We start from the raw sequence: 24,008 nt of genomic DNA, 5'->3' as shown, positions 1-24,008 counted from the left end.
TCGACGCTCAGGTCCTGTGCAGTACCGAGTCGAGTGCATCGAGACTGGCGTAGCCGAGAATCGCCGGGTCGGCGCCGATCTCGTCCAGCGACATCGTGACGAGGCCCGCGTGCGGTAGTCGTTCGGACCACTCGCGGGCGACCTCGAGGGGATGCACGGCGTCGTCGGTGGCGGCGGCGATCCCCACCGGCACTTTGATGCGCTCGAGGTCGCCGACACCGGGGGCGTGGTACTGGGACGCCTCGTCCAGTGCGGCGGGAAGGTGCGGCCACTGCGATCGCCACGATTTCGCCAGTTCCCGGCCCAGCCAGGGCGGGCTGGAGGCGATCATCTCGGCAGTGACCTGTTCGAGGCCGTCCGCCCGCAGCCGGGCCGCGGTGAACCGGGCGCTGGCGGCGGCGGGAGCGTCCGCGGCGGTCCCGGTCCACGCGGGCAGTGCCGCGAGGACGCCCGCGACGCGATCCGGGTGTGATCCTGCCCACTGCAGTGCCACGGCGGCCCCGATGGAGACCCCTCCGACGAGGATGCGCCCGTGCCGGGCGGCCGCGGCGTCGAGCGCGTCGACGTAGCTTTCGACGACTCGCCGGGGGTCGGGTTCGACTGCAGCCGTGCGCACTCCACGGCAGGTCAGGGGCTCGGTGAAGGCGCGGGCCACGAAGTCCGCGTCGGATCCCGTACCCGGGAGCACAACGGCAACGGAGGGACGGTCATCAGAGGGCATGTGACGATCCTGCCTCGTCCCTCACGGTGCTCCTCCGGTGGTGTGGTTGCCGGGAACCAATGGGTCTACAGTGGCGAATACACAGCCCTACGAGCGGCGCGAAGATCTCGCGTCGCACATGCTCCAGGAGCGCGCAATGGCACCCGCCACGGCAGGATATTTTCGTCGGCTGACTCGCAGGCTCACCGAGGACCTCGAGCAGCTGGACGCCGAGGAAATGGCCGAGACGTCTCAGGCGTCCGGCGCACAACGTGCCTGCGACTGCAGCCGCGGCGAAGAGGTCACCATGCTGGGACGGCTCCGTAGTGTCGAAGCCTGTCCGAAGTCCGGGAACGCCAGCATCGAAGCCGAATTCTTCGACGGCACGGAACAGATCAAGTTGGTGTGGATCGGCCGGCGGAGGATTCCGGGTATCGAGCCGGGCAAGACTCTGCTGGTTCGTGGACGTGTCGGCGAACGCGACGGCCAGAAGGTGATCTTCAACCCGTATTACGAGTTGCGCGGCGAATCCTAGGGGCCGCCCCATGTGGCACTCTCGTTGAGTGACCGAAACGAAGCAGCAATCCATACTCGAACAGCTCGGTGGGATCAGCGGGCTGATCTATTCGACCCTGCCCATCCTGGTCTTCGTTCCGGTCAACGGTGTGTGGGGCCTGGGTCCGGCGATCTGGGCGGCCCTCGGTGTCGCCGTCGCCATTCTCCTCTGGCGCCTCGTCCGCCACAGCCCCATCCAGCCCGCGGTGTCCGGGTTCTTCGGCGTCGGCATCTCCGCGTTCATCGCCTACCGCACGGGCGATGCCAAGGGATACTTCCTGTTCGGGATCTACACGAGCCTCGCGTACGGAGCGGTGTTCCTGCTCTCGATTCTGGTGCGCTGGCCGATCGTCGGCCTGATCTGGGGATTCCTCAACGGCCACGGCAACCTCTGGCGGCGCCATCGTGGCGCGGTACGGGCCTACGACGTGGCCACTGGCGCCTGGGCGCTGGTGTTCGCGGCCCGCTACCTCGTGCAGTCGCAACTTTACGATTCGGACCAGACCGGGTGGCTCGCGTTCGCGCGCATCGCGATGGGCTGGCCGTTGGCGGGATTGGCGCTCCTGGTGACGATCTGGGCTGTGCGCCGGGCTGACCGGATCGTCGAACCGGGACCCTCCGACGAGGCCGGCGAACCGACGGACGACACGGAAGCAGGCGGCCCCCGGGACGAGCCCGGCCGCGCCTGAGCACGGCGCCCCTCGTAGGGGCCGCCGGGGGGGCGCTGACCGGTTGTGCCGGAGACGAAGTCGCCGAATCGATCAGGCCACGAGGTCCTGGTACTCGGGATGCTTCGACACGAAGTTCACGACGTACGGGCACACCGGGTGCACCCGCAGTCCACGGCGGCGCAGATCGTCCAGAGCCGCACTGACGAGCGTCCGGGCGAGTCCGAGTCCCTCGTACCGCGGGTAGATCTCGGTGTGAACGAAAACGCGTGCGTCCCCGTCGACTTCGTACTGCTCGATTCCCGCGAGTTCATCGTCGGCGTGGATCTCGTAACGGCTCTGCTGCGGGCTGTCGGTGACGACGATGCTCTCGGGTGTTGCGGTGGTACTCAACGGATCCTCCCGGGGTGTCGATCGGTCCCCGCCGGGTCAGGAGAGCCCGACGGCCGCTCGAAGGTCGTCCTCGACGTCCACGGACGCGACGAACAGCAGTTCGTCGCCGCCCTCGAGCGGATCGTCCTGCTGCGGCACGATGACCCGTCCGCCGCGGAGGATGGTGACCAGGGCGGCGTCGCGGGGCAATTGCAGCTTGCGGACGGGTTTCCCGGCGAGCGGAGTGTTGTCGGGCAGCGTGACCTCGACGAGGTTGGCCTGCCCCTGGCGCAGCGTCATCAGCCGCACGAGATCGCCGACCGACACCGCCTCCTCCACCAGCGAGGCGAGCATCCGGGGGGTGGAGACGGCGACGTCGACTCCCCACGACTCGTCGAACAACCACTCGTTGCGGGGATCGTTGACGCGGGCCACCACTCGACTGACCCCGAACTCGGTCTTCGCGAGGAGGCTGAGGACCAGGTTGGCCTTGTCGTCACCGGTGGCCGCGATCACCACCTCGTAGGTTTCGAGGGACGCCGTTTCGAGGCTGCTCAGCTCGCACGCGTCGGCGTGGACCCAGGTCGCCTCGGGCACCGACTCCTGCTCGACGTGCTCGAGCTTGCGTTCGATCAGCATGACGTCGTGTTCGCTGCGGACCAGTTCGCGCGCGATCGAGCGTCCGACTGCGCCAGCTCCTGCGATTGCGACTCTCATCGATTGCTTCCGTTCGGGTGGTCGATCGTGAACATTCTCACTGCCGTCTCAGTCGTCCGAAGGCGGGGGATTGCCCGCGAGCGCGACGGCCTCGGCCACCGTTCCCGACACGGCCGCGATGTACACCTGGTCGTCGGCCTGGAAGACCGTCTTGCGGTCGGGAAGGACGCCGGTGCCGAAGCGGATGATGAACGCGACACGCGAATTCGTCGCCGCCTCGAGTTCGGCGACGGGCCTGCCGATCCAATCCTCGTGCAGGGACAACTCGGTGACCGCGACGGTCCCGGACGGATCGCGCCACTTGGCGGTCTGGCTGTCGCGGGTGAGGGTGTGCAGGAAGCGGTCCGTCGACCACGGGACGGTGGCGACGGTGGGGATCCCGAGCCGCTCGTACACGGCGGCACGCTTGGCGTCGTAGATCCGGGCGACGACGCGCTCCACGCCGAACGTTTCCCGGGCCACGCGTGCGGAAATGATGTTGGAGTTGTCTCCGGACGACACGGCGGCGAATGCCTCTGCGCGCTCGATACCGGACTTGACCAGCACGTCACGGTCGAATCCCATGCCGACGACGGTGCGTCCGGGGAAGTCGGGTTCGAGACGCAGGAATGCGGCAGGGTCGCGATCGATGACCGCGACCTCGTGGCCGATCCGGGTCAGCGAGCCAGCGAGGGATGAGCCGACCCGGCCGCATCCCATGATGACCACATACACCTTGTACTCCGTTCATGGGCTCTGGTGTCACGTCTCGAGTACGTGCGTACCGAATCGAACCGTACAGTGCCCAGGCGGAAGAGCAACCGAGACAGAGATCGCAATCCGGACACATTGGTGGGTGAGGGTCCAGGTTTTCTGCGGACGGCTTACGCTTTGGCAGTGTCAAAGCTCTCGACCGCCACAAAGCGGCTACTGCTAGGCAGACCCTTCCGGAGCGACAAGCTCGGGCACACGCTGCTTCCCAAGAGGATCGCCCTCCCGGTCTTCGCCTCCGATGCGATGTCGTCGGTGGCCTACGCACCCGAGGAAATCTTCCTGGTGCTGTCGGTGGCGGGCATCTCCGCCTACGCCTACACCCCCTGGATCGGACTTGCCGTCGCCGCGGTGATGGCGGTGGTGGTCGCCAGTTACCGGCAGAACGTGCACGCCTACCCGTCGGGCGGCGGCGACTACGAAGTCGCGACCGTCAATCTCGGTCCCAACGCGGGTCTGACCGTGGGCAGCGCCCTGCTGGTGGACTACGTCCTCACGGTCGCGGTCTCCATCTCGTCGGCCGCGTCCAACATCGGTTCGGCGGTGCCGTTCGTGGCCCAGCACAAGGTGCTGTTCGCGGTCGCGGCCATCGTGCTGCTGACTGCCATCAACCTGCGTGGCATCCGTGAATCCGGTGCCGCCTTCGCGATCCCGACATACGCGTTCATCGCCGGCATGGCCCTGATGCTGCTGTGGGGGTTCTTCCAGATCTTCGTCCTCGGCGACGACCTGCGCGCCGAATCGTCCGGATTCGAACTCGAAGCCGAGGACTCCCACCTGTACGGGATCGCGTTCGCGTTCCTGATCGCGCGGGCCTTCTCCTCCGGCTGTGCGGCACTGACCGGTGTGGAGGCGATCAGCAACGGTGTTCCCGCCTTCCAGAAGCCCAAGTCCCGCAACGCGGCCACCACGCTGCTGCTGCTGGGATCGATTGCCATCGTGCTCCTGATGGGCATCATCATCCTGGCCCAGAAGATCGGGATCGTGTACGCGCACAGCCCGGCCGAACAGCTGATCGGCGCCCCCGCCGGGTATCACCAGAAGACTCTGATCGCGCAGATCGCGGAGACGGTGTTCGGTGGTTTCCCCATCGGCTTCTATTTCATCGCCGTCGTGACGGCCCTGATCCTCGTGCTGGCCGCCAACACGGCCTTCAACGGGTTCCCCGTGCTCGGCTCGATCCTCGCGCAGGACCGCTACCTGCCCCGGCAGTTGCACACCCGCGGCGACCGACTGGCGTTCAGCAACGGCATTCTGTTCCTGTCCGGGGCGGCGATCGCGTTCGTCGTCCTGTTCGGCGCCGAGGTGACCAAGCTGATCCAGCTGTACATCGTCGGCGTGTTCGTCTCGTTCGTGCTGAGCCAGACGGGCATGATCCGGCACTGGACCCGGCACCTGACGACGGAGAACGACCCGGTTCAGCGCCGGCGGATGCACCGCTCCCGGGTGATCAACTCCATCGGCCTCGCCATGACCGGCGCCGTCCTGATCATCGTGCTCATCACGAAGTTCGCGGCAGGCGCCTGGATCGCGATCGTGGCCATGGTCGCCATCTTCGTGGTGATGAAGATGATCCGGAAGCACTACGACAGCGTCGCGCGGGAGCTCGAGGAACAGGAATGGGACGGGGTGCTGCCCAGCCGGACTCACTCCATCGTCCTCGTCTCCAAGCTGCACATGCCGACGATGCGCGCGCTCGCCTATGCCCGGGCCACACGGCCGGACACCCTCGAGGCGATCACGGTGAACGTCGACGAACCCGACACCCGGGCGCTCGTGCGCCAGTGGGAGAAGACCGACATCGCGGTGCCGCTCAAGGTGATCGAGTCGCCGTACCGCGAGATCACCAAACCCGTGCTCGACTACGTGCGGCGCGTCCGGAAGGACTCGCCGCGGGACGTCGTCACCGTGTTCATCCCGGAGTACGTGGTGGGGCACTGGTGGGAGCAGATCCTGCACAACCAGAGTGCGCTGCGGCTCAAGAGCCGCCTGCTGTTCCAGCCGGGTGTGATGGTCACCAGCGTTCCGTGGCAACTGAACTCGTCCGAGAAGGCGAAGACACTGAACATCGAATACACGGCCGGGGCGTCACGCCGCGGCTACGAACCCGACGACAAGTGACGGGCGAGCAGCGTTGAGTGAGAACTGGTCCGACCGCCGCATCGAACTGCGGCTGGGAAATCCCGGGCACGGCGGTTTCGTCGTCGCCCGCCATGAGGGGCGCGTGGTCTTCGTCCGGCACGGACTACCCGGCGAGCGGGTGATCGCCCTCGTCACCGAGGACCGCGGCGGGTCCTACTGCCGGGCCGACGCGATCGAGATCCTCGACGCGTCCCCGGAACGGGTCACCCCGGTGTGCCCGGTGTCGGGTCCGGGCGGCGCGGGGTGTTGCGACTTCTCGCACGCGAGCCTGCACGTGCAGCGGGACATGAAGGCGCAGGTCGTGGCCGAGCAGTTGGCGCGGCTCGCGCGGGTGCAGCGGGACGTGGACGTCGAGGAACTGCCCGGCACCGGAGACGGCACCGGCTGGCGCACGCGGGTGCGGCTCGCCGTCGACCCGGACGGCCGCCCCGGCTATCACCGGCACCGCAGTTCCGGGATCGTCACGGACCTGGCGTGCCCGCAGATCGAGTCGACCGCCTACGACGGTGTGAGCGAACACGATTGGAAGCCCGGCAGCGAGGTACAAATCGTTCTCGACGGCGCGGGGGAGCGGCACGTGGTCGAGATCGCTCCGCCGAAGGTGTCGCGGACCGGCCGTACGAGTCCCGGGCGCCGCGGTGCCATGGCACGCCGCGCTGCCAGCGGTGCGCCGCGCGCCGAGCGGGTGGTCGCCGGATCGGGTCGCCCGGTGGAGCGGGTGCGCGACCGGGAATGGGCGCTGGCCGCCACCGGGTTCTGGCAGGCGCATCGCGGGGCCGCGGAAACGTATTCGGCCGTGGTCTCCGAATGGGCCGGGATGTCCGCGGGTGAGACCGCATGGGACCTGTACGGGGGAGTGGGTGTGTTCGCCGCCGCCCTCGCCGGCGGCGCCGGGCCGTCGGGGCACGTGGATTCCGTCGAGTCCTCGCGCCAGGCCGTCGCGGACGGGAAGGCGGCACTCTCCGACCTGCCGCAGGTGCGGTTCCACGCCGACCGGGTAGAGCGCGCCATCTCCGGGCTCGCCTCCCCGCCGCAGGTCGTGGTGCTCGATCCGCCGCGTGCGGGTGCCGGGCGTGACGTGATCGGTGCGGTCGCCGCCGCGGGCGCCGAACGGGTCGTGCACGTGGGATGCGACCCGGCGTCGTTCGCCCGCGACATCGGTCTGTACCTCGCGCAGGGATATCATGTCGACGAGCTGCGCGCGTTCGATGCGTTCCCTCTCACCCACCACGTGGAGTGCATCGCGTTGCTGACGCGCTGACACCGGCGCATCGTTACCGAACGCAACAAAACGTTATAGTCGGCCCGCAAGTAGTGGGTGTGTGGGACGGGGACTGGATGTCGGTACAGGCAGATACTGCGCAAGCGCTCGTCGATGCGGTGTTCGCACTCGGGCGGTCGCTGCGGGCGGTGGTCTCCGCGAGCGGCGAGACCCCGATCCCGCCGGCGCTGACGAGCGTGCTCTTCGTGCTCGCCGCGCGCGGGGAGTGCCGCCAGAACGAACTGGCCGCCGACCTGTGCGTCAGTCAGTCCTCGCTGAGCAGGCAGATTTCCGAACTGGTCGACGCGGGATACGTGTCGCGCGCCGCCGATCCTGACGACAAGCGTGCCTCCCGCATTCGGGTGTCGCCGAACGGGATGGACATTCTGCGCGAGACGACCGAGCGCCGGGCCGAACGGCTGCGCGGCATGCTCGAAGGCTGGTCCCAGGAACAGGCGCTCGCGGCGGTGACGTCGCTGACGCAGCTCAACGACACGTTCGCCGCGTCGGTCCAGCAGCGGGGCCCCCGGGCCTAGACGAGACGCCACCGCACGCGGACGTCGACCCGCGTCGGTTTCTCGCCGCGTTCGACTGCGATCGGGGAGTCGGCCGCCGCGAACGCCTTCGCGACCGGCCGCGGGGACACGTCACCGATGTCGACTTCCGCGATGTCGAGCACCTCGCCCAGCACACGACGCGACAGCGAGGCGTACTGCTCCGCCTTGGCGAGAGCATCGGCCCAGGCCCGGTCCCGGGCTGTCGCCGTCAGCGCGGCAGGATCGGCGAAGTCGAATTCGAGTCCGCCGAGACGGATGTCGTCGCCGCCCGCGCCGACGCAGGCGGCCACCACCTGCGCCGGTGACGATGCGGACGCCCCGGCCTCGCGGACGGTGATCTGCAGCGTCGTCGCGGCGGTGTAGCCGGTCACCTCGCTGCCCCGGCCCTCGGTCCAGGTGGTCTCGGAGTGCACGGAGAGCCCGGTGGTCGCGAGGTCGGGCCCCGAGACGCCGTACCCGCGCAGGGTGTCCGTGACGGCGGTGGTGGACCGGGCGACGGCCTCGAACGCGTCGGCCACCGCGGGACGCGTCGCGGTCACGGTGACGGCGGCGCGGACGAGATCCGGAACCGCCGACACGATTCCGGATCCCCGCACCGTCACCGATCTCTCGGCGTGATCGGTGGCCGCCACCGTCACGACTTACGGTTGTACAGGCGCATCGTCAGTGGTCCGAAGATCACGACGAACCCGGCGCACCACCCGAACACGACGGCGAGATCCGCCATCTCCACCGTCCCGGCCATGAGCCCGCGGATGGACGTCACCAGCTTGCTGATCGGGTTGACGCCGACGAACGCCTGCAGCCAGCCCGGCATGGTCGCGGGGTCGACGAAGATGTTGCTGGCGAATGTCAGCGGAAACAGGATGAACATCGACACACCCATGACCGCCTGCTCGGTGCGCATGAGCATCGCGAACATCGTCCAGATCCAGGACAGGCTGAACGAGAACAGCAGCAGCAGGCCGATCGACGCCACCACACCGACGAGACCGCCGTCCGGGCGGAATCCCAGGACGAGACCGAGGATCAGGACGATGATCGACGCGATCGTGTAGCGGACGACGTCACCGAGCAGCGCGCCGACGAGTGGGGACGGACGCCAGATCGGGAGCGACCGGAACCGGTCGAACACACCCTTCTCGATGTCCTTGTTGAGTGTCAGCCCGGTGTACATGGTGATCATGACGACCGTCTGCACGAGGATGCCCGGCAGAAGGAACTGCACGTAGGCACTGGTCGAACCGGCCAGCGCGCCGCCGAAGAGGTACGTGAACATCAACGTGAACATGATCGGGAACATCGTCACGTCGAACAGTTGCTCGGGCACGTGCTTGATCTTGAGCAGGGCTCGCCAGCCGAACGAGAGCGAGGTGGACCACGCGGTGGGTCTCGCGGGCCTCGGGCCGGGCATCTTCAGGACGTCGGCGACAGCGGTGGCGGTGTCGGCGGTCCGGTCGGTGGTGGAGGTCATGACGCATGCTCCTCGGTGGGTCGGCCGGTGAGGGAGAGGAAGACTTCGTCGAGGCTCGGTTGCCCCAATGCGAATGTGCTGACGGCGATTCCGGCGTCGTCGAGTGCGGGCAGCGCCCGCGAGACCCGGGCCGGGTCGTCGATACGGGCGGTGAGGGCGGCCGGATCGGCTTCTTCGGTGATCGGCACCTCGAGCACGTTCCTCAGCAGCGCTGCCGCCGCGGGACGGGTTGCGGTGTCGGTGACCCGCACGTGCAGGGCACCCGACCCGACGGAGGCCTTCAGTTCACCGGTGGTGCCCTCGGCGATCACCTTGCCGTGGTCGATGACTGCCACCCGGTCGGCGAGTTGATCGGCCTCGTCGAGGTACTGCGTGGTCAGCAGAACCGTCGTGCCGCCGGCCACCAGTGCGCGGACGATCTCCCACACCTGATTGCGACTGCGCGGGTCGAGACCGGTGGTGGGCTCGTCGAGGAAGATCATCTCCGGAGTGACGATGATGCTCGCCGCGATGTCGAGCCTCCGGCGCATACCGCCGGAGTAGTTCTTCACCTGCCGGTTGCCTGCCTCGTCGAGCCCGAAGGCGGACAGCAGCTGCTCGGACCGGGTGCGGGCCGCCGCGCGGGAGTACCCGTACAGCCGGCCGAGCAGCAACAGATTCTCGCTGCCCGTCAGATCCTCGTCGAGCGAGGCGAACTGTCCCGTGAGTGAAACCTTGCTGCGCACGGCGTCCGGTTCGCTCGCGACGTCGTGCCCCAGCACGGTGGCCGTTCCACCGTCGAGGGGCAGGAGCGTGGCCAGCATCCGGATCGCGGTGGTCTTGCCCGCGCCGTTCGGTCCGAGGACGCCGTACACGCCCCCGAGGGGGACGGCCAGATCCAGGCCGTCGACCGCGTGGGTGGATCCGAACGTCTTGACGAGTCCCGTCGTCTCGATGGCCAGCTTTGTCGCTGAGAGCATTGCACCCTGCTTTCGATTCGAGCGTCGTCGATTCCGAGCCCCAAGCCTGTCCGATTTTTCCGATTCGGGCAATCGCATTTCCTGTGGGCGGTCCTGGATCAGGGCCGCAGCAGCGACCGGAGCACCACGTCGAGTTGCTCGTAGGCACCGGCAGCAAGCCGTTCGAGGAGAGCGAGTTTGAGGCCGGGCTCGTGAGCGGCCATGTCGGCGTACCGTTCCGCGGGGAGTACGGCGACGGTGACGTCGGAGTCCGCGCACACGTCGTTGAGGAAGTGCAAGTCGAGCAGCATCGTCATCTCGCCGAAGGTCATGCCCGTCGACAGCGTCATGATCCGGTACACGACACCCCCGGAATCGGTGACTCTCATGCTGACCCGGCCCGACAGGATCAGAAACAGCCCGCACGCCCGGTCGCCCCGGTGGATGATCTGCTCGTCGCGCGTGAACGTGCGGATATCGAGGTCGCGGGCGAGTCGCCGCAGCTGCTCCGGTGGAAGTCCGGCCAGCACCGGATGTTGCGTGACGTCGATCGATGCCGGCTGGCGGAGGGCGGCGCAGTGCAGGTCGAGGAGGGTGTCCTCGGACCACTGCAGTGCGGCGTCGAGGTCGGCGAACACCCGCCCGCTCGTTCCGGTGAGATCCGACCGCGTGTAGCCCAGCAGCCCCGCCGGATCGACGAGGGCGACCGCGCAGCCGCGACGGGTGAGTTCGTCGCGCAGACTGTCGAGCATGCGGCGCGCGATGCCGCCGACGTCGTCGACCCGCCGGACGTCGATCACCACGACCTCGAGCTCGGTCTCGACCCCGCCGATCTCGCGCACCGCGGACTCCGCGCCGGCGAAGAGGAGGTCGCCGTGCAGCTCGTAGATCCTGCTGCGCTTGCCGACGTCGTCGAGGGCGGCCCGCTCGGCGGGAGTGCGCCGCATCCGCGACGGACCGTCGACGACGGAGTAACTGGCACGGATCGCCGAACGGGCGGCACGGGTGACATGGAGGAAATGCAACTCCAACTCGGCCGACAAGGCCCGGCACGCCTCCACCCCGCGCACGCTGTTGCCATGCTCGTCGAGGCGCGGCGAGTAGACGGCGATGCCGATCTGCCCCGGCAGGACCGCGATGATGCCGCCGCCGACGCCGCTCTTGGCCGGCAACCCCACCTCGTACACCCACTTGCCCGCGGCGTCGTACATGCCGCACGTCGACATCACGCTCAGAACCCGCTCGACGAGGGCCGGGTCGAGAACGGTCTCCCGGGTGACGGGGTTGACGCCGTTGTTCGCCATCGTCGCAGCCATCACGCTCAGGTCCCGGCACGTCACGTCGACGGAGCACTGGCGGAAGTAGAGGTCGACGGCCTCGTCGGGGTCGCCGGTGATGATGTCGAACGAGCGCAGCATGTGGCCGATGGCCCGGTTGCGGTGCCCGGTCCGTGACTCGGACTCGTACACCGACCGGTTGAACGTCAGGTCCCGTCCGGCGTAGCGGGAGTACGCGGCCCGGATACGTTCGAACCGGGTGTCCAGGTCGGGTCCGGCCACCAACGACGCCGCGGTGATCGCCCCGGCGTTGATCATGGGATTGCGCGGTCGCTCCGTCCGCGGGTCGAGGCTGATCTCGTTGAACGGTTCCCCGGACGGTTCGACGTCGATCTTCTCGGCGACGGCGCCGGACCCGCGATCGGCGAGCGCCAGGGCATACGTGAACGGTTTCGAGATGGACTGGATCGTGAACGGCAGGCGGGTGTCGCCGACCTCGTACACGAAGCCGTCCACGGTGGCGATGCAGATTCCGAACGAGTCGGGGGCGACCGCGGCGAGTTCGGGAATGTAGTCGGCGAGCTCGCCGCTGCGGTTCTCCCGGGTCGCGGCGAAGACTTTCCCGATCAGCGCGTCCACCACGGTGCTCATGAGTCGACCCTAGAGGCTGTTCACGACGCTGTCGGGTGTTCCGAGGGGCCCGTCCGGCGGCACAATTGTGTGAAGCCGGTCACGGCCGTGGCCGGGATGCCCGAGGACGAGCCCACGATACGGGGCCGCACCGGCCCATACCGTGTGTCCCGCACTCCGGCGGCTCCGTAGACTGGTTCCACTGTGACGTGACACGAAGCCACGGCAGAGGCACGCAAGGCGGCGTGCATCACGGAGGGAGCGATCTCGTTGGGTGTTCTTGCCCGTATCCAGACGCCTGACGATCTTCGTCAGCTGAATTCGGCGGAGATGAAGCAGCTCGCCGCGGAGATTCGTGAGTTCCTCGTGCAGAAGGTCGCGGCGACCGGTGGGCATCTCGGCCCCAACCTGGGCGTCGTCGAACTGACCCTCGCGTTGCACCGCATCTTCGAGTCGCCCGCCGACCCGATCATCTTCGACACGGGCCACCAGGCGTACGTCCACAAGATCCTCACCGGCCGCAAGGACGATTTCGACTCGCTCCGCAAGCAGGGAGGCCTGTCCGGGTACCCGTGCCGGGCGGAGAGCGACCACGACTGGGTCGAGTCCTCGCACGCATCGGCGTCGCTGTCGTACGCGGACGGCCTCGCGAAGGCCTTCGAACTGACCGGTCAGGACCGCCACGTCGTGGCCGTCGTGGGTGACGGCGCACTGACCGGCGGCATGTGCTGGGAGGCCCTGAACAACATCGCGGCAGGCAAGGACCGCTCGGTGGTCATCGTCGTCAACGACAACGGCCGCTCGTACGCGCCGACCATCGGTGGTCTCGCCGACCACCTCGCGGCTCTCCGCCTCCAGCCGGGATACGAGCGCATCCTCGACAGCGGCCGCCGGATGGTGAAGAAACTTCCGTGGGTGGGCCGTACCGCCTACTCGGTCCTGCACGGCATGAAGGCGGGCCTCAAAGACGCCGTGGCCCCGCAGGTGATGTTCACGGACCTCGGCATCAAGTACCTCGGGCCGGTCGACGGACACGACGAGGCCGCGCTCGAATCCGCGCTGCGCCGCGCGAAGGCGTTCGGTGGCCCGGTCATCGTCCACGCCGTCACCCGCAAGGGCATGGGGTACGCGCCCGCCGAGAACCACGTGGCCGATCAGATGCACTCGACCGGCGTGATCGACCCGATCACGGGTAAGTCGGCCGGCTCGGCGTCCGCCGACTGGACGTCGGTGTTCTCGGCCGAGCTGATCGATCAGGCGAGCCACCGGCAGGACATCGTGGCGATCACCGCGGCGATGGCGGGCCCGACCGGTCTCGCCGCGTTCGGCGAGAAGTATCCCGACCGGATGTTCGACGTCGGGATCGCCGAGCAGCACGCCGTGACGTCGGCGGCCGGCCTCGCCCTGGGGGGTCTGCACCCGGTGGTGGCGGTGTATTCGACGTTCCTCAACCGCGCGTTCGATCAGCTGCTGATGGACGTGGCGTTGCTGAAGCTTCCCGTCACCCTCGTTCTCGACCGCGCGGGTATCACCGGCAACGACGGCGCCAGCCACAACGGCATGTGGGACATGTCGCTGCTCGGCATCGTCCCCGGTATGAAGGTCGCGGCTCCCCGCGACACCGCCACCCTGCGGGAGGAACTGGACGAAGCGCTGGCCGTCGACGACGGCCCGACCGCGCTCCGGTTCCCGAAGGGCACGGTCTGCGACGACGTCCCCGCGCTGAGCCGCGTGGACGGTGTCGTCGACATCCTTCGCGCCCCCTCCGGGCGGAACGACGTGCTCATCGTGTCGGTCGGCGCGTTCGCCGGTCTCGCGCTCGCCGCGGCGGAACGCCTGGAACAGCAGGGCATCTCGACGACCGTCGTCGACCCGCGGTGGGTCCTGCCGGTCCCGGAGTCGCTGGTGAAGCTCGCCGAGGACTACACGATGGTCGTCACCGTCGAGGACAGTGGGCTGCACGGCGGTGTCGGTTCCACCGTGTCCGCCGCGCTGCGGTCGGCCGGGGTCGACGTCCCCTGTCGTGACCTCGGTGTTCCGCAACGGTTCCTCGACCACGCGTCGCGCGCGCAGATCCATGCCGAGCTGGGCCTCACCGCGCAGGACGTCGCCCGGCAGATCACCGGATGGTTCGCCGGCCTCGGGAACCTGCGCCCCGGGCAGCAGAACGGTGTCGTCGCAGACCTCGATGCGCAGCGCGCGGAGAAAAGCGGACAGTAGTACCGGGCGCCCCACACAGAGATCCGGCCGAATCACACTGTGATTCGGCCGGATCCGTTCGTGCCTGGGTCAGGTGTGCATCTCCTCGAGTTCCATCCCCTTCGTCTCCCGGACCTTCGACCGGACGAAGAAGAAGGACAGCAATGCGAAGAACGCGAACAGCCCGTACAGGAACCACAGCCCCACCGAGCGGGTGAGCGGCGGGAACGACAGCGTGACCGTGAAGTTCGCGATCCAGTTCGCCGCCGTGCTGATGCCGAGTGCGTAGGCGCGCATGTTGTTGGGGAACATCTCACCCAGCATCACCCACATGACCGGGCCCCAGGTGGAGGCGAAGAAGATCACGAACAGGTTGGCGCCGATCAGCGCGACCGCCCCCCACGGGCTGGGGAGCACGACGTCGTCGCCGCTGCCCGTCGCCTGGGAGAAGGCGATTGCGGCCATGAGCAGGCTCGCGAACATGCCGAGCGAGCCGACCATGAGCAGGATTCGCCTGCCGATCCGGTCGACGAACAGGATGGCGACGAACGTCATGCCCACATTGATGATCGCGGTGATCACCGACGTGGTGAACGACTCGTTCTCCGTGAAGCCCACCGACTTCCAGAGCGTGGTGGAGTAGTAGAAGATTGCGTTGATGCCCACGAACTGCTGGAAGATGGCCATGAAGATGCCGACCCAGACGATGGGCTGCAGCCCGAACTTCGGGCCGCGAATGTCGTCGAACGACGCCGTGGATTCGTGGCGGAGGGTCAGCCGGATCTCGGTGACGCGCTCGTGCGGGTCGACTTCACCGGTGATGTTCGCGAGGATGTCGGCCGCTTCCTGATCGAGGTGCTTGCCGACCAGGTAGCGGGGTGACTCGGGAATGAGCAGGGCGAGAATGCCGTACACGACCGCGGGGACCACACCGACGATGAACATCCAGCGCCAGGCTTCGAGGTTCAGCCACAACTCGTTGGAGGCGCCGCCCGCGGCGTTCTGCAGCACCGCGTCCGACAGCAGCGCGGCGAAGATGCCGAGAGTAATGGCCAACTGCTGCAGCGACGCCAACGCGCCGCGGTAGCGGGCCGGCGCGATCTCCGAGATGTACGTGGGCGCAATGACCGACGCGATACCGATGCCGAGGCCGCCGAGGACGCGCCACAGCATCAGGTCGGGGACGCTGAACGCGAGACCCGCTCCGAGCGAGGACACGACGAACAGCACCGAACCGAGCAGCATCACTTTCTTGCGGCCCCAGCGGTCCGCGAGGCGGCCTGCAAACCATGCGCCCACAGCACATCCGAGCAGGGCGATCGCCACGGCGAAGCCCGTGAAGAACGACCCGAGTTCGAAGTGGCCCTGGATGGAGTCGACGGCACCGTTGATGACCGAGCTGTCGAAACCGAAGAGAAATCCACCTACCGCGGCGGCGACGGTGACGCCGATGACCTTCGCGGTGTGTCTTTCGGACATCTGCGTCATCGCATACCTGCTTTCGGCGAGCGTTCCTGATGCGGGCACAGCGGAAATTTGTGTCTCGAATCACGCTACGCCCGAGACCGCCTGTCAGGCGGGAGTTCAGGCACCCGCTTTCGTGGCGGCCTCGCTCAGCTGAGGCGTCAGCTTGTCCAGAACCCACGGTGTCGCGAGAACGCTGGTCTGGCTGAGCCCCGAGATGATCTTCGTGTCCGACAGCGCGACCGCGGTTCCACGCCCGATGGCACCGAGATTCGCGTAGGCCGGGTTCGCGGCGACGGTGGTGTTCTTCGGGACGAACGCGACCACGACGTCGGCGTCGACATCGGAGATGTTCTCCACGGAGATGTCGGCGAAGAACTTGTCCGGATCATTGGCAGCGGCCAGCTTCTGCACACCGGGAGACACGGTGAACCCGAGCTGGGTCAGCACCTGGACACGGGGATCGGAGGGCATGTAGACGTTGACCGTCGCGGCGTCGGTGTCGAAGTTGATCACCGAGATCGTCTTGCCGGCGAACTCGGGGTGCGCGGCGGCGGTCTGGGCGAGGGTGTCGTCGAGACCGGCCACCAGCTGCTCCGCCTCGGCGCTCTTGCCGAGTGCCTGTCCGACCAGCGTGGTCTGGTCCTGCCACGTGGTCTGCCACGCCTTGTCCGGGTACGCCACCGTGGGGGCGATTCCCGACAGCTTCTCGTACGTTGCCTGGTCGAATCCCTCGTATGGGGCGAGGACGACATCGGGCGCCAGCGCGGCGACGCCCTCGATGGGGGTGGACGTCGCCGTGTCGAGCAACGTGGTCCGGGACGGATCGAATCGGTCCTGCAGCCAGGGCATCACACCGTTCGCCTCGGCGCCGTATGTGTATTTCGGCATGCCGACCGGTGTCTCGCCGAGCGCGTAGACGACGTCCTGGGCGTTCCATCCGAGGGTGACGATGCGTTCGGGCGCCGCGTCGAGGGTTGTCGATCCGAACGTGTTCTCGATGGTGACCGGAAATCCCTCACCGGACGCTTCCGTGGTGCCTCCGCTGTCGCCGGACGAGCATGCGGCGAGGAAGAGGGACGAACTGGCCACGGCGAGTGCGACGGCGAGCTGACGTCTGGCGGTGGGTGCGAACACGGCAACGACTCCTTCGGGGCGAAGATAGAAGGTAAGCCTAACCTAGACTTCATCGCTCGACGGGCGGACGTCGCGACTTCGAATCACCCTGATTGAAACTTCCCGGCCCGGCCCGGCCTGGCGCATTGCCGGGTCGTTGCCGTGTTTCCGCTGGTGAGGCGTTCCGGTCCCGGCGTGGACCCGGCCGATTCACGGGGGCGCCCCGAGCGGCTGTTCGCGGCGACTCCGGGCCCCGCCGAGTGCCGTTAGCGTTTGTCTTCGTCCAGCTCACACGCACTATCGACGAAGGAAACCACGGTGGTGAATCCGACTCCCCTCCAGACGGCGTCGCGCAGTTCCCGCGCGGACCATGCGCGCAGATTCGCCGACCTGCTCCGTCAGCAGATCCACGCGGACTCCTTCGCCGAGCGCGGATTGCCGTCGGAATCGGAGTTGGCCGCCGAGTTCGGCGTGTCGCGCAACGCTGTACGCGACGGGCTGGCGCTGCTGAAGCAGGAGGGGCTCATCGACCGGGTCCCGCGCGTGGGAACGCACGTGGCGCAGCGCAAGTACGACCACGGTCTCGACGCCCTGCTCGGGTTGAAGGAGACGCTGAAGGGGCACGGCGAGGTCCGCAACGACGTCCGCGCCGCCCTGGAGATCAGCCCGCCGCCCGCCGTTGCCCGCCGCCTGCAGCTGGAGCCGAGCGAACCTGCCGTCTACATCGAGCGGGTGCGCTATCTCGGCGACCTGCCGCTCAGCCTGGACCTCACGTACCTCGTTCCCGACATCGGAGCCGAGATCCTCGGCCACGACCTCGAAACCAACGACGTGTTCGCGCTGATCGAGGAGGTGTGCGGTCAGCCCCTCGGCTCCGCCGATGTGGCGATCGAATCGGTGAACGCCGACGCCCATTCCGCCGCGAACCTCCAGACGCCCGAGGGTGCGGCGCTCCTGTTGCTCGAACGCCTCACCCGGCTCGTCGACGGACGTCCCGTCGACCTCGAATACATCCGCATGCGCGGTGACCGAATCACCATGCGCAGCAGCCTCGTCCGCCGACCCGACATCACGAACTGGGACCTCACCTCATGACTTTGGTCAATCAACGAGCCGACGTACCCGTCACCATCGACGAGTCGCTGTGCATCGAGGGCTGCACCCTGTGCGTCGAGATCTGCCCGCTCGATTCGCTGGCCATCAACCCGGAGAACGGCAAGGCCTTCATGCACGTCGACGAATGCTGGTACTGCGGTCCCTGCGCTGCTCGCTGCCCGACCGGCGCGGTCACCGTGAACATGCCGTACCTCCTCCGCTGAGCGAAAGACCACCCAGATGAAGCGACGCTCTTCCGCCTTCGCGATCGCCGCCGCGGCACTGACACTCGTGGCGACGAGTTGCTCCCTCGAACCCTCGGCCGACAACGGTGACGCGGTCACACTCGTGATCGGGTACCAGTCCAAGACGATCAACACCGTCACCGCCGGAACGCTGCTGCGCGCACAGGGATACCTCGAACAGCGCCTGCAGGACGTGACGGAACAGACCGGAACGAAGTACTCCGTCGAGTGGCAGGACTACGACACCGGTGCGCCGATCACCGCCCAGATGGTGGCCGAGAAGATCGACATCGGATCGATGGGCGACTACCCCATGCTGATCAACGGCTCCCGCACCCAGGCGAACCCGCGATCGAAGACGGAGATCGTCTCGGTCACCGGCTACAACCCCGAGGGCGCACTGAACATGGTGGTGGTGCCACCGAATTCACCCGCGACCACACTCGGCGACCTGGCCGGCAAGAAGGTGTCCGCGAGCGTCGGCTCCGCAGGCCACGGCACCCTCGTCCAGGCACTCGACCGCGCCGGAATCGACCCGGGTACCGGCGTCGAAGTGCTCAACCAGCAGCCGCAGGTCGGATCCTCGGCCCTGGAATCCGGTCAGGTGGCGGCGCTGTCCCAGTTCGTCGCCTGGCCCGGGCTTCTCGTCTTCCAGGACAAGGCCAAGCTGCTGTACGACGGCGCCGAACTCCGAACCCCGACCCTGCACGGTGTGGTGGCCCGTGAGGCGTACGCGGACGAACACCCCGAAGTTCTCGACGCATTCCTCCGGGCGCAGCTCGACGCCACGCGGTTCGTCCAGACGCAACCGCTCGAGGCGTCGCGGATCGTGGCCGACGCGAGCGGCCTGCCGCAGGAGGTCGTGTACCTGTACAACGGCCCGGGCGGCACGTCGTTCGACACGACGCTCAAGCCGGACCTGATCGGCGCGCTGAAGAACGATGTGCCGTACCTGAAGTCGATCGGCGACTTCGCCGACCTCGACGTCGACGGTTTCGTGAACGACGCTCCGCTCCGGTCCGCGTTCGAGGCCGACGGGCAGGACTACGACGCCACGCTCGCGTCCACGGCCAACCCGACGTCGGTCATCGGCACTGATCCCGTGTGCGCCACCGCCCCGAGCGATCCGGCACTGGCCGGCGAGGTCTGGTTCGACGGCGCCACCGGGACGCAGCCGGCCGCGGACCCGACGTGCCTGCTCCGGGCGGTGAAGCAGGCCCGGGCCGAGGGACGCGCCGTGCGCGCTGCCTACGTTCCCGACGCCGAACTGGGCACCCGGTGGTTCGCGGACAAATCGGTGTGGGTGCGCGACGGCGACAACTTCCTGCCCTTCACCACCGGCGCCGCGGCAGACCGCTACCTGCGCGCGCATCCCACGGGTGGCGTGGTCACGTACGACCGCGCGGTCGAGGAGGTGCGGCAGTGACCACCCTGCAACGGTCGACGGTCCTGGTCGACACCGAAGCCGCTGTCGAAGAACACGATCCGGCATCGACGCGCCGGCGAACCTCGCCGTGGCGGTCACGCCTCGTACGGATCACGTCCGTGATCGCGGCAATCGTCGCGTGGCAGTTGCTGACCGCCCACGACGTGCGGGTGTGGTTGCGGTTCGACACGCTCCCCACCGTCACCGACGTCGTGTCCGCGTTCGGTACCCAGCTGCAGAGCGACCTGTTCTACCTCGACCTCGGGCAGTCGCTGATCCGCATCCTCAGCGGATTCGGACTCGCGACCGTGGTCGGTGTGGCCACCGGAATCGCCCTCGGCAGATCGGAACTGTTCGCCGACATCCTCGGTCCGCTCACGGAACTCGCGCGGCCTATCCCCGCCATCGCGGTGGTGCCCGTCGCGATCCTGCTGTTCCCCAGCGACGAGGCCGGGATCGTGTTCATCACGTTCGTTGCCGCGTTCTTCCCGATCATGGTGAGCACCCGGCATGCCGTCCGGGCCCTCCCGACGTTGTGGGAGGACTCGGTGCGCACGCTCGGCGGCGGACGCTGGGACGTGCTGTCCCGGGTGGTGCTGCCCGGAATCCTGCCCGGCGTGTTCGGTGGACTGTCGGTCGGAATCGGGGTGGCGTGGATCTGCGTGATCTCCGCCGAGATGATCTCCGGCAGGCTCGGTGTCGGGTACCGCACCTGGCAGGCGTACACGATCGTCGACTATCCCGGCGTCTTCGTCGGCATGATCACCATCGGCATCCTCGGATTCGCGACGTCCGGGGCAGTCGAACTGCTCGGCAGGCGCGTCACCCGCTGGCTGCCGCGAGGGGAGCGCGCATGACCGCCACCGCCGGAGCGTCCGTGGCCGCCGGCATGTCGCTGGTCCTCGACGACGTCACCCTGTCCTACACCGGGAACCCCGTCATCCGTTCGCTGTCGCTGACCGTGGTCCCCGGCGAGATCCTCGTGCTCACCGGGCCTTCGGGGTGCGGTAAGTCCACCGTGCTGCGCGCACTGGCCGGTCTGCTGCCGCCCGATTCGGGCCGCGTCGTCGCCGACGGTGCGGCGGTGGAGTCGACGTCCCGGGACCGGGCCGTCGTCTTCCAGGACAACGCGCTCCTCCCGTGGCGCACGGTGCGCTCGAACATCGAGCTGGCCCTCGCGCTCCGCGGCGAACCCCGCAAGGGACGCCGTGAGACCGCCGATCGCTGGATCGCGGAGGTGGGTCTGACCGGGTTCGGCGACTTCCTGCCCAAGAACCTGTCCGGCGGCATGCGGCAACGAGTGCAGTTGGCGCGCGGACTCGCCGGGGCGCCGCGGGCCGTGATGATGGACGAGCCGTTCGGCGCCCTCGATACCCAGACCCGCGGCGTCATGCAGCGACTGCTCGTCGACACGTGGAGTACTCACCCGACCACCGTGGTGTTCGTGACCCACGACGTGGACGAGGCGGTGCTGCTCGGTGATCGCGTCGCGGTGCTCGGCCGGGCCGGCGAGCCGCTGCGGGCGCTCGTCGACATCCCGCACCCCCGGGACCGCGACCACCTCGACCACCCCGACACCCGTGCCGCGCGCGCCGACGTGCTCGCCGCACTGAACCACACTTCGGAGACCTGATGGACATCCCCGACCTCGCGGACACCGTCCGTCTCGATTGCGACGTGCTCGTGATCGGTGGCGGCACCGCCGGCACGATGGCGGCACTGACCGCCGCCGAGAACGGCGCGAACGTGCTGCTGCTCGAGAAGGCGCACGTGCGCCATTCCGGCGCGCTCGCAATGGGAATGGACGGCGTCAACAACGCCGTCATTCCCGGCAAGGCCGAACCCGAGGACTACGTCGCCGAGATCACCAGAGCCAACGACGGAATCGTCAACCAGCGCACCGTGTACCAGACGGCGACCCGCGGTTTCGCGATGGTGCAGCGCCTCGAGAAGTACGGCGTGAAGTTCGAGAAGGACGAGTACGGCGAATACGCGGTCCGCCGGGTGCACCGCTCCGGCTCGTACGTGCTGCCGATGCCCGAGGGCAAGGATGTGAAGAAGGCCCTCTACCGGGTGCTGCGGCAGCGGAAGATGCGGGAGAAGATCCGCATCGAGAACCGGCTGATGCCCGTCCGGGTGCTGACGGAGAACGGCCGCGCCGTCGGGGCCGCGGCGCTGAACACCCGCACCGGTGAGTTCGTCGCGGTCGGGGCGAAGGCAGTGATCCTCGCGACCGGTCCGTGTGGCCGGCTCGGGCTCCCGGCATCGGGGTACCTCTACGGCACGTACGAGAACCCCACCAACGCCGGTGACGGTTACTCGATGGCCTATCACGCGGGAGCCGAACTCAGCGGCATCGAATGCTTCCAGATCAACCCGCTGATCAAGGACTACAACGGCCCGGCGTGCGCGTACGTCGCGAACCCGTTCGGCGGCTACCAGGTGAACGCCGAGGGGGAACGGTTCGTCGACTCCGACTACTGGTCGGGGCAGATGATGAGCGAGGTCAAGAGCGAGATCGAATCCGCCCGCGGGCCCATCTATCTCAAGGTCAGCCACCTCCCGGAGGAAACGCTCGACACGCTCGAGTCGATCCTGCACACCACCGAACGCCCCACCCGCGGCACGTTCCACGCGAACCGCGGCCACGACTACCGCAGCCATGACATCGAGATGCACATCTCCGAGATCGGCTTGTGCAGCGGGCATTCCGCGTCCGGGGTGTGGGTGGACGAGCACGGCGCGACCACCGTTCCCGGCTTGTACGCGGCAGGCGACCTCGCCTGCGTCCCCCACAACTACATGATCGGCGCCTTCGTGTACGGCGACCTCGCCGGATCGCACGCCACCGGCACCCTGCCCGACGTCGAGGCGCCGGCCGCGCTGCCCGCGGAGCAGCTGGCCGCCGCGCACGAGCTGATCTACCGGCCGCTGCGCAACCCGGACGGGCCGCCGCAGCCGCAGGTCGAGTACAAGCTGCGCCGCTTCGTCAACGACTACGTCGCGCCGCCGAAGACGGCGACGAAGCTGTCGATCGCCGTCGAGACGTTCGAACGGATGGCTGGGGAGATCGCCGGGATGGGCGCGACCACCCCGCACGAGCTGATGCGCTGCGCGGAGGTCACGTTCATCCGGGACTGCGCGGAAATGGCGTCCCGCAGTTCCCTCACCAGGACCGAAAGTCGCTGGGGGCTCTACCACGAACGGGCGGATCTCCCGGAGCAGCGGGACGACGAATGGGGGTACCACCTGAATCTGCGGCGCGGCGAGAACGGCGACATGGAATTCCTCAAGCGCCCCGTCGAGCCGTACTTCGTGCCGGTGCCCGGTCTCGATTCCCTTCCGCCGGTGGACCGGACGGTCGTACCCGTCGCGCAGCCGCCGCTGGTCGGGGGGCGTGCCCCGGTGGAGGAGCGCTCGCGCATCGCGGCGCCGGTCCGGCAGGAGCCGTCGTCACCGGCCATCGTCGCAGTCCTCGGACTCGACGCGCCGAGCGTCGCAGAGCTTGCACCGTATCTGGGCGACGCCGACCCGCAGGTCCGCGTCACGGCACTCTCGGTGCTGACGGAAGGAACCCCGGACGGATTCGGGGCGGCCCTCGTCGACGCCCTCGGCGACGGTGCGGTGACGGTGCGCCGCGCTGCCGCCGACGGCCTGCGCGAACTCGTCGAGGTGCTGCCGTCCGCCGACGGACTGGCCGACCACCTGGGGTCGGGTGACGCCGTGGTCCGGGCCGCCGTGGTCGACGTTCTGCGCGCGTTGCACGCCGGTTCGGCGGAGCAGTTCCTGACGGCGCTGTCCGACGGCGATCACCACGTCCGGATCGAAGCGGTGCGGGCGCTGGTGTCGCTGGACCGGTGGGAGTCGGTGGCGGCGGGCGCGCACGACGAGAACCGGGAAGTGCGGATCACCGTCGCACACGGCCTGGCCACCATCGGGCTCGGCGGTGTCGACACCGTGCGCTCGCTGGCCGGCGACCGCGATCCGCTCGTGCGCGCCGCCGCGCTCACGGCGTTCGCGAGTCTGGGCTGCACCGGCGACGACGTGACCCTTGCGGCGGCGGCGCTGCGGGAGTCGGCCTGGCAGATCCGGCAGGGCGCCGCGCGGGCACTCGCCGGAGCGGACCCCGAAGTCGCGGTGGCCGCGCTGGCGGACGCCCTGACGGATGCGCACCTCGACGTGCGCAAGGCCGCCGTCCTCGCACTCGGCCGGTGGCCGGGCGGCCGGGCCGCCGTCGGCGCGCTCACCACTGCGCTCGAGGACACGGACGCCGACGTGCGGGCGTACGCCCGCCAGGCGCTCGCCGCCGCCGATCACATACCCGTCCCCTGAGCACGTGAGTGGCGGGGGGTGGGGGGGGGCCCCCCCCCCCCCCCCCGGGGGGGGGCGGCGCGCCGCGCCCCGCGGCCCGCCCCCCGATGC

22 protein-coding genes are annotated in these 24,008 nt (G+C 68.4%); 12 read left to right on the top strand and 10 right to left on the bottom strand.

The genetic code is table 11. From position 1 onward, the window contains the following. Positions 1-7: 7 nt before the first annotated feature. Complete coding sequence (locus QM806_RS28385; RefSeq protein WP_169693212.1) at positions 8-721, bottom strand: alpha/beta fold hydrolase; 714 nt, start codon at positions 719-721, stop codon at positions 8-10. 136 nt (positions 722-857) lie between these two features. On the opposite strand from QM806_RS28385, the gene QM806_RS28380 reads away from it, so the two are divergent. Both QM806_RS28380 and QM806_RS28375 read left to right on the top strand, forming a co-directional pair. Continuing rightward, entirely contained in the window at positions 858-1,235 is a 378-nt protein-coding gene (locus QM806_RS28380; RefSeq protein ID WP_005240856.1) for an OB-fold nucleic acid binding domain-containing protein, read from the top strand. A 28-nt stretch (positions 1,236-1,263) separates the two neighbouring features. Further along, on the top strand, positions 1,264-1,944 hold the full coding sequence (locus tag QM806_RS28375; RefSeq protein ID WP_065490647.1) for a DUF3159 domain-containing protein: 681 nt from the start codon (positions 1,264-1,266) through the stop codon (positions 1,942-1,944). Between the two features lie 72 nt (positions 1,945-2,016). Here QM806_RS28375 and QM806_RS28370 read toward each other — a convergent pair whose 3' ends face one another. Genes QM806_RS28370 through QM806_RS28360 form a run of 3 tightly spaced genes read right to left on the bottom strand, consistent with a single transcriptional unit; the run spans position 2,017 to position 3,726 of the window. After that, positions 2,017-2,316, bottom strand: coding sequence for a GNAT family N-acetyltransferase (locus QM806_RS28370; RefSeq protein ID WP_065490649.1), 300 nt, complete (start codon positions 2,314-2,316; stop codon positions 2,017-2,019). A gap of 36 nt (positions 2,317-2,352) precedes the next feature. Then, positions 2,353-3,012: a potassium channel family protein gene (locus tag QM806_RS28365; RefSeq protein WP_005240868.1), complete on the bottom strand. Its 660-nt coding sequence runs from the start codon at positions 3,010-3,012 to the stop codon at positions 2,353-2,355. A gap of 48 nt (positions 3,013-3,060) precedes the next feature. Continuing rightward, a complete protein-coding gene (locus QM806_RS28360; RefSeq protein WP_005263967.1) occupies positions 3,061-3,726 on the bottom strand; it encodes a potassium channel family protein in 666 nt (221 codons plus the stop codon). A 162-nt stretch (positions 3,727-3,888) separates the two neighbouring features. Here QM806_RS28360 and QM806_RS28355 point away from each other — a divergent pair, with 162 nt between their 5' ends. The 3 genes from QM806_RS28355 to QM806_RS28345 all read left to right on the top strand — a co-directional run bounded on the left by QM806_RS28355 (position 3,889) and on the right by QM806_RS28345 (position 7,701). After that, a complete protein-coding gene (locus QM806_RS28355; RefSeq protein WP_043793459.1) occupies positions 3,889-5,883 on the top strand; it encodes an APC family permease in 1,995 nt (664 codons plus the stop codon). A gap of 13 nt (positions 5,884-5,896) precedes the next feature. Further along, positions 5,897-7,165 carry a class I SAM-dependent RNA methyltransferase gene (locus tag QM806_RS28350; protein ID WP_169693213.1) on the top strand — a complete coding sequence of 423 codons (1,269 nt, stop codon included), beginning with the start codon at positions 5,897-5,899 and terminating at the stop codon, positions 7,163-7,165. Positions 7,166-7,242: 77 nt separating this feature from the next. Then, positions 7,243-7,701 (top strand): MarR family winged helix-turn-helix transcriptional regulator, encoded by a 459-nt coding sequence (locus tag QM806_RS28345; RefSeq protein WP_037207097.1) that lies wholly within the window; start codon positions 7,243-7,245, stop codon positions 7,699-7,701. On the opposite strand, the gene QM806_RS28340 is transcribed toward QM806_RS28345, so the two are convergent. From QM806_RS28340 to glsA, 4 genes are all read right to left on the bottom strand, one after another. Beyond that, entirely contained in the window at positions 7,698-8,360 is a 663-nt protein-coding gene (locus tag QM806_RS28340) for an SIMPL domain-containing protein (protein ID WP_065490652.1), read from the bottom strand. The two genes, QM806_RS28345 and QM806_RS28340, sit on opposite strands and share 4 nt — an antisense overlap. Continuing rightward, on the bottom strand, positions 8,357-9,196 hold the full coding sequence (locus tag QM806_RS28335) for an ABC transporter permease (RefSeq protein ID WP_005263974.1): 840 nt from the start codon (positions 9,194-9,196) through the stop codon (positions 8,357-8,359). Before QM806_RS28335 ends, QM806_RS28340 begins: the two co-directional genes overlap by 4 nt. After that, positions 9,193-10,155, bottom strand: a complete 963-nt coding sequence (locus tag QM806_RS28330; RefSeq protein ID WP_054248405.1) for an ATP-binding cassette domain-containing protein — start codon at positions 10,153-10,155, stop codon at positions 9,193-9,195. The genes QM806_RS28335 and QM806_RS28330 overlap by 4 nt, the downstream gene beginning before the upstream one ends. A gap of 98 nt (positions 10,156-10,253) precedes the next feature. Then, complete coding sequence (gene glsA / locus QM806_RS28325) at positions 10,254-12,062, bottom strand: glutaminase A (RefSeq protein ID WP_169693214.1); 1,809 nt, start codon at positions 12,060-12,062, stop codon at positions 10,254-10,256. Positions 12,063-12,311: 249 nt separating this feature from the next. Between glsA and dxs the strand changes: the two genes are divergently transcribed. Further along, positions 12,312-14,261: a 1-deoxy-D-xylulose-5-phosphate synthase gene (gene dxs / locus QM806_RS28320; protein ID WP_283293636.1), complete on the top strand. Its 1,950-nt coding sequence runs from the start codon at positions 12,312-12,314 to the stop codon at positions 14,259-14,261. Positions 14,262-14,330: 69 nt separating this feature from the next. On the opposite strand, the gene QM806_RS28315 is transcribed toward dxs, so the two are convergent. Continuing rightward, positions 14,331-15,728 carry a sugar porter family MFS transporter gene (locus QM806_RS28315; RefSeq protein WP_007296321.1) on the bottom strand — a complete coding sequence of 466 codons (1,398 nt, stop codon included), beginning with the start codon at positions 15,726-15,728 and terminating at the stop codon, positions 14,331-14,333. A 96-nt stretch (positions 15,729-15,824) separates the two neighbouring features. Beyond that, positions 15,825-16,841: an iron-siderophore ABC transporter substrate-binding protein gene (locus tag QM806_RS28310; RefSeq protein WP_283293633.1), complete on the bottom strand. Its 1,017-nt coding sequence runs from the start codon at positions 16,839-16,841 to the stop codon at positions 15,825-15,827. A 297-nt stretch (positions 16,842-17,138) separates the two neighbouring features. On the opposite strand from QM806_RS28310, the gene QM806_RS28305 reads away from it, so the two are divergent. From QM806_RS28305 to QM806_RS28280, 6 genes are read left to right on the top strand one after another with little or no spacing between them, the layout of a single operon-like run. Further along, positions 17,139-17,915, top strand: a complete 777-nt coding sequence (locus tag QM806_RS28305) for a GntR family transcriptional regulator (RefSeq protein ID WP_283293631.1) — start codon at positions 17,139-17,141, stop codon at positions 17,913-17,915. Further along, entirely contained in the window at positions 17,912-18,139 is a 228-nt protein-coding gene (locus tag QM806_RS28300; RefSeq protein WP_005240903.1) for a 4Fe-4S dicluster domain-containing protein, read from the top strand. The genes QM806_RS28305 and QM806_RS28300 overlap by 4 nt, the downstream gene beginning before the upstream one ends. A 16-nt stretch (positions 18,140-18,155) precedes the next feature. Continuing rightward, positions 18,156-19,586, top strand: coding sequence for an ABC transporter substrate-binding protein (locus QM806_RS28295; protein WP_283293629.1), 1,431 nt, complete (start codon positions 18,156-18,158; stop codon positions 19,584-19,586). Beyond that, on the top strand, positions 19,583-20,443 hold the full coding sequence (locus QM806_RS28290; RefSeq protein WP_283293627.1) for an ABC transporter permease: 861 nt from the start codon (positions 19,583-19,585) through the stop codon (positions 20,441-20,443). The genes QM806_RS28295 and QM806_RS28290 overlap by 4 nt, the downstream gene beginning before the upstream one ends. Next, entirely contained in the window at positions 20,440-21,219 is a 780-nt protein-coding gene (locus QM806_RS28285) for an ABC transporter ATP-binding protein (RefSeq protein WP_005560971.1), read from the top strand. Before QM806_RS28290 ends, QM806_RS28285 begins: the two co-directional genes overlap by 4 nt. Beyond that, the gene (locus QM806_RS28280; protein WP_222820758.1) at positions 21,219-23,918 is read left to right on the top strand and encodes a fumarate reductase/succinate dehydrogenase flavoprotein subunit; all 2,700 of its coding nucleotides are present in this window, start codon (positions 21,219-21,221) and stop codon (positions 23,916-23,918) included. The genes QM806_RS28285 and QM806_RS28280 overlap by 1 nt, the downstream gene beginning before the upstream one ends. Positions 23,919-24,008 lie beyond the last annotated feature (90 nt).

Source organism: Rhodococcus sp. IEGM 1351 (assembly GCF_030056875.1).
GTDB classification, from domain to species: Bacteria; Actinomycetota; Actinomycetes; order Mycobacteriales; family Mycobacteriaceae; genus Rhodococcus_F; species Rhodococcus_F opacus.
Note: the sequence above shows the minus strand (reverse complement) of the source record. Positions and strands in the feature narration are given on the sequence as shown.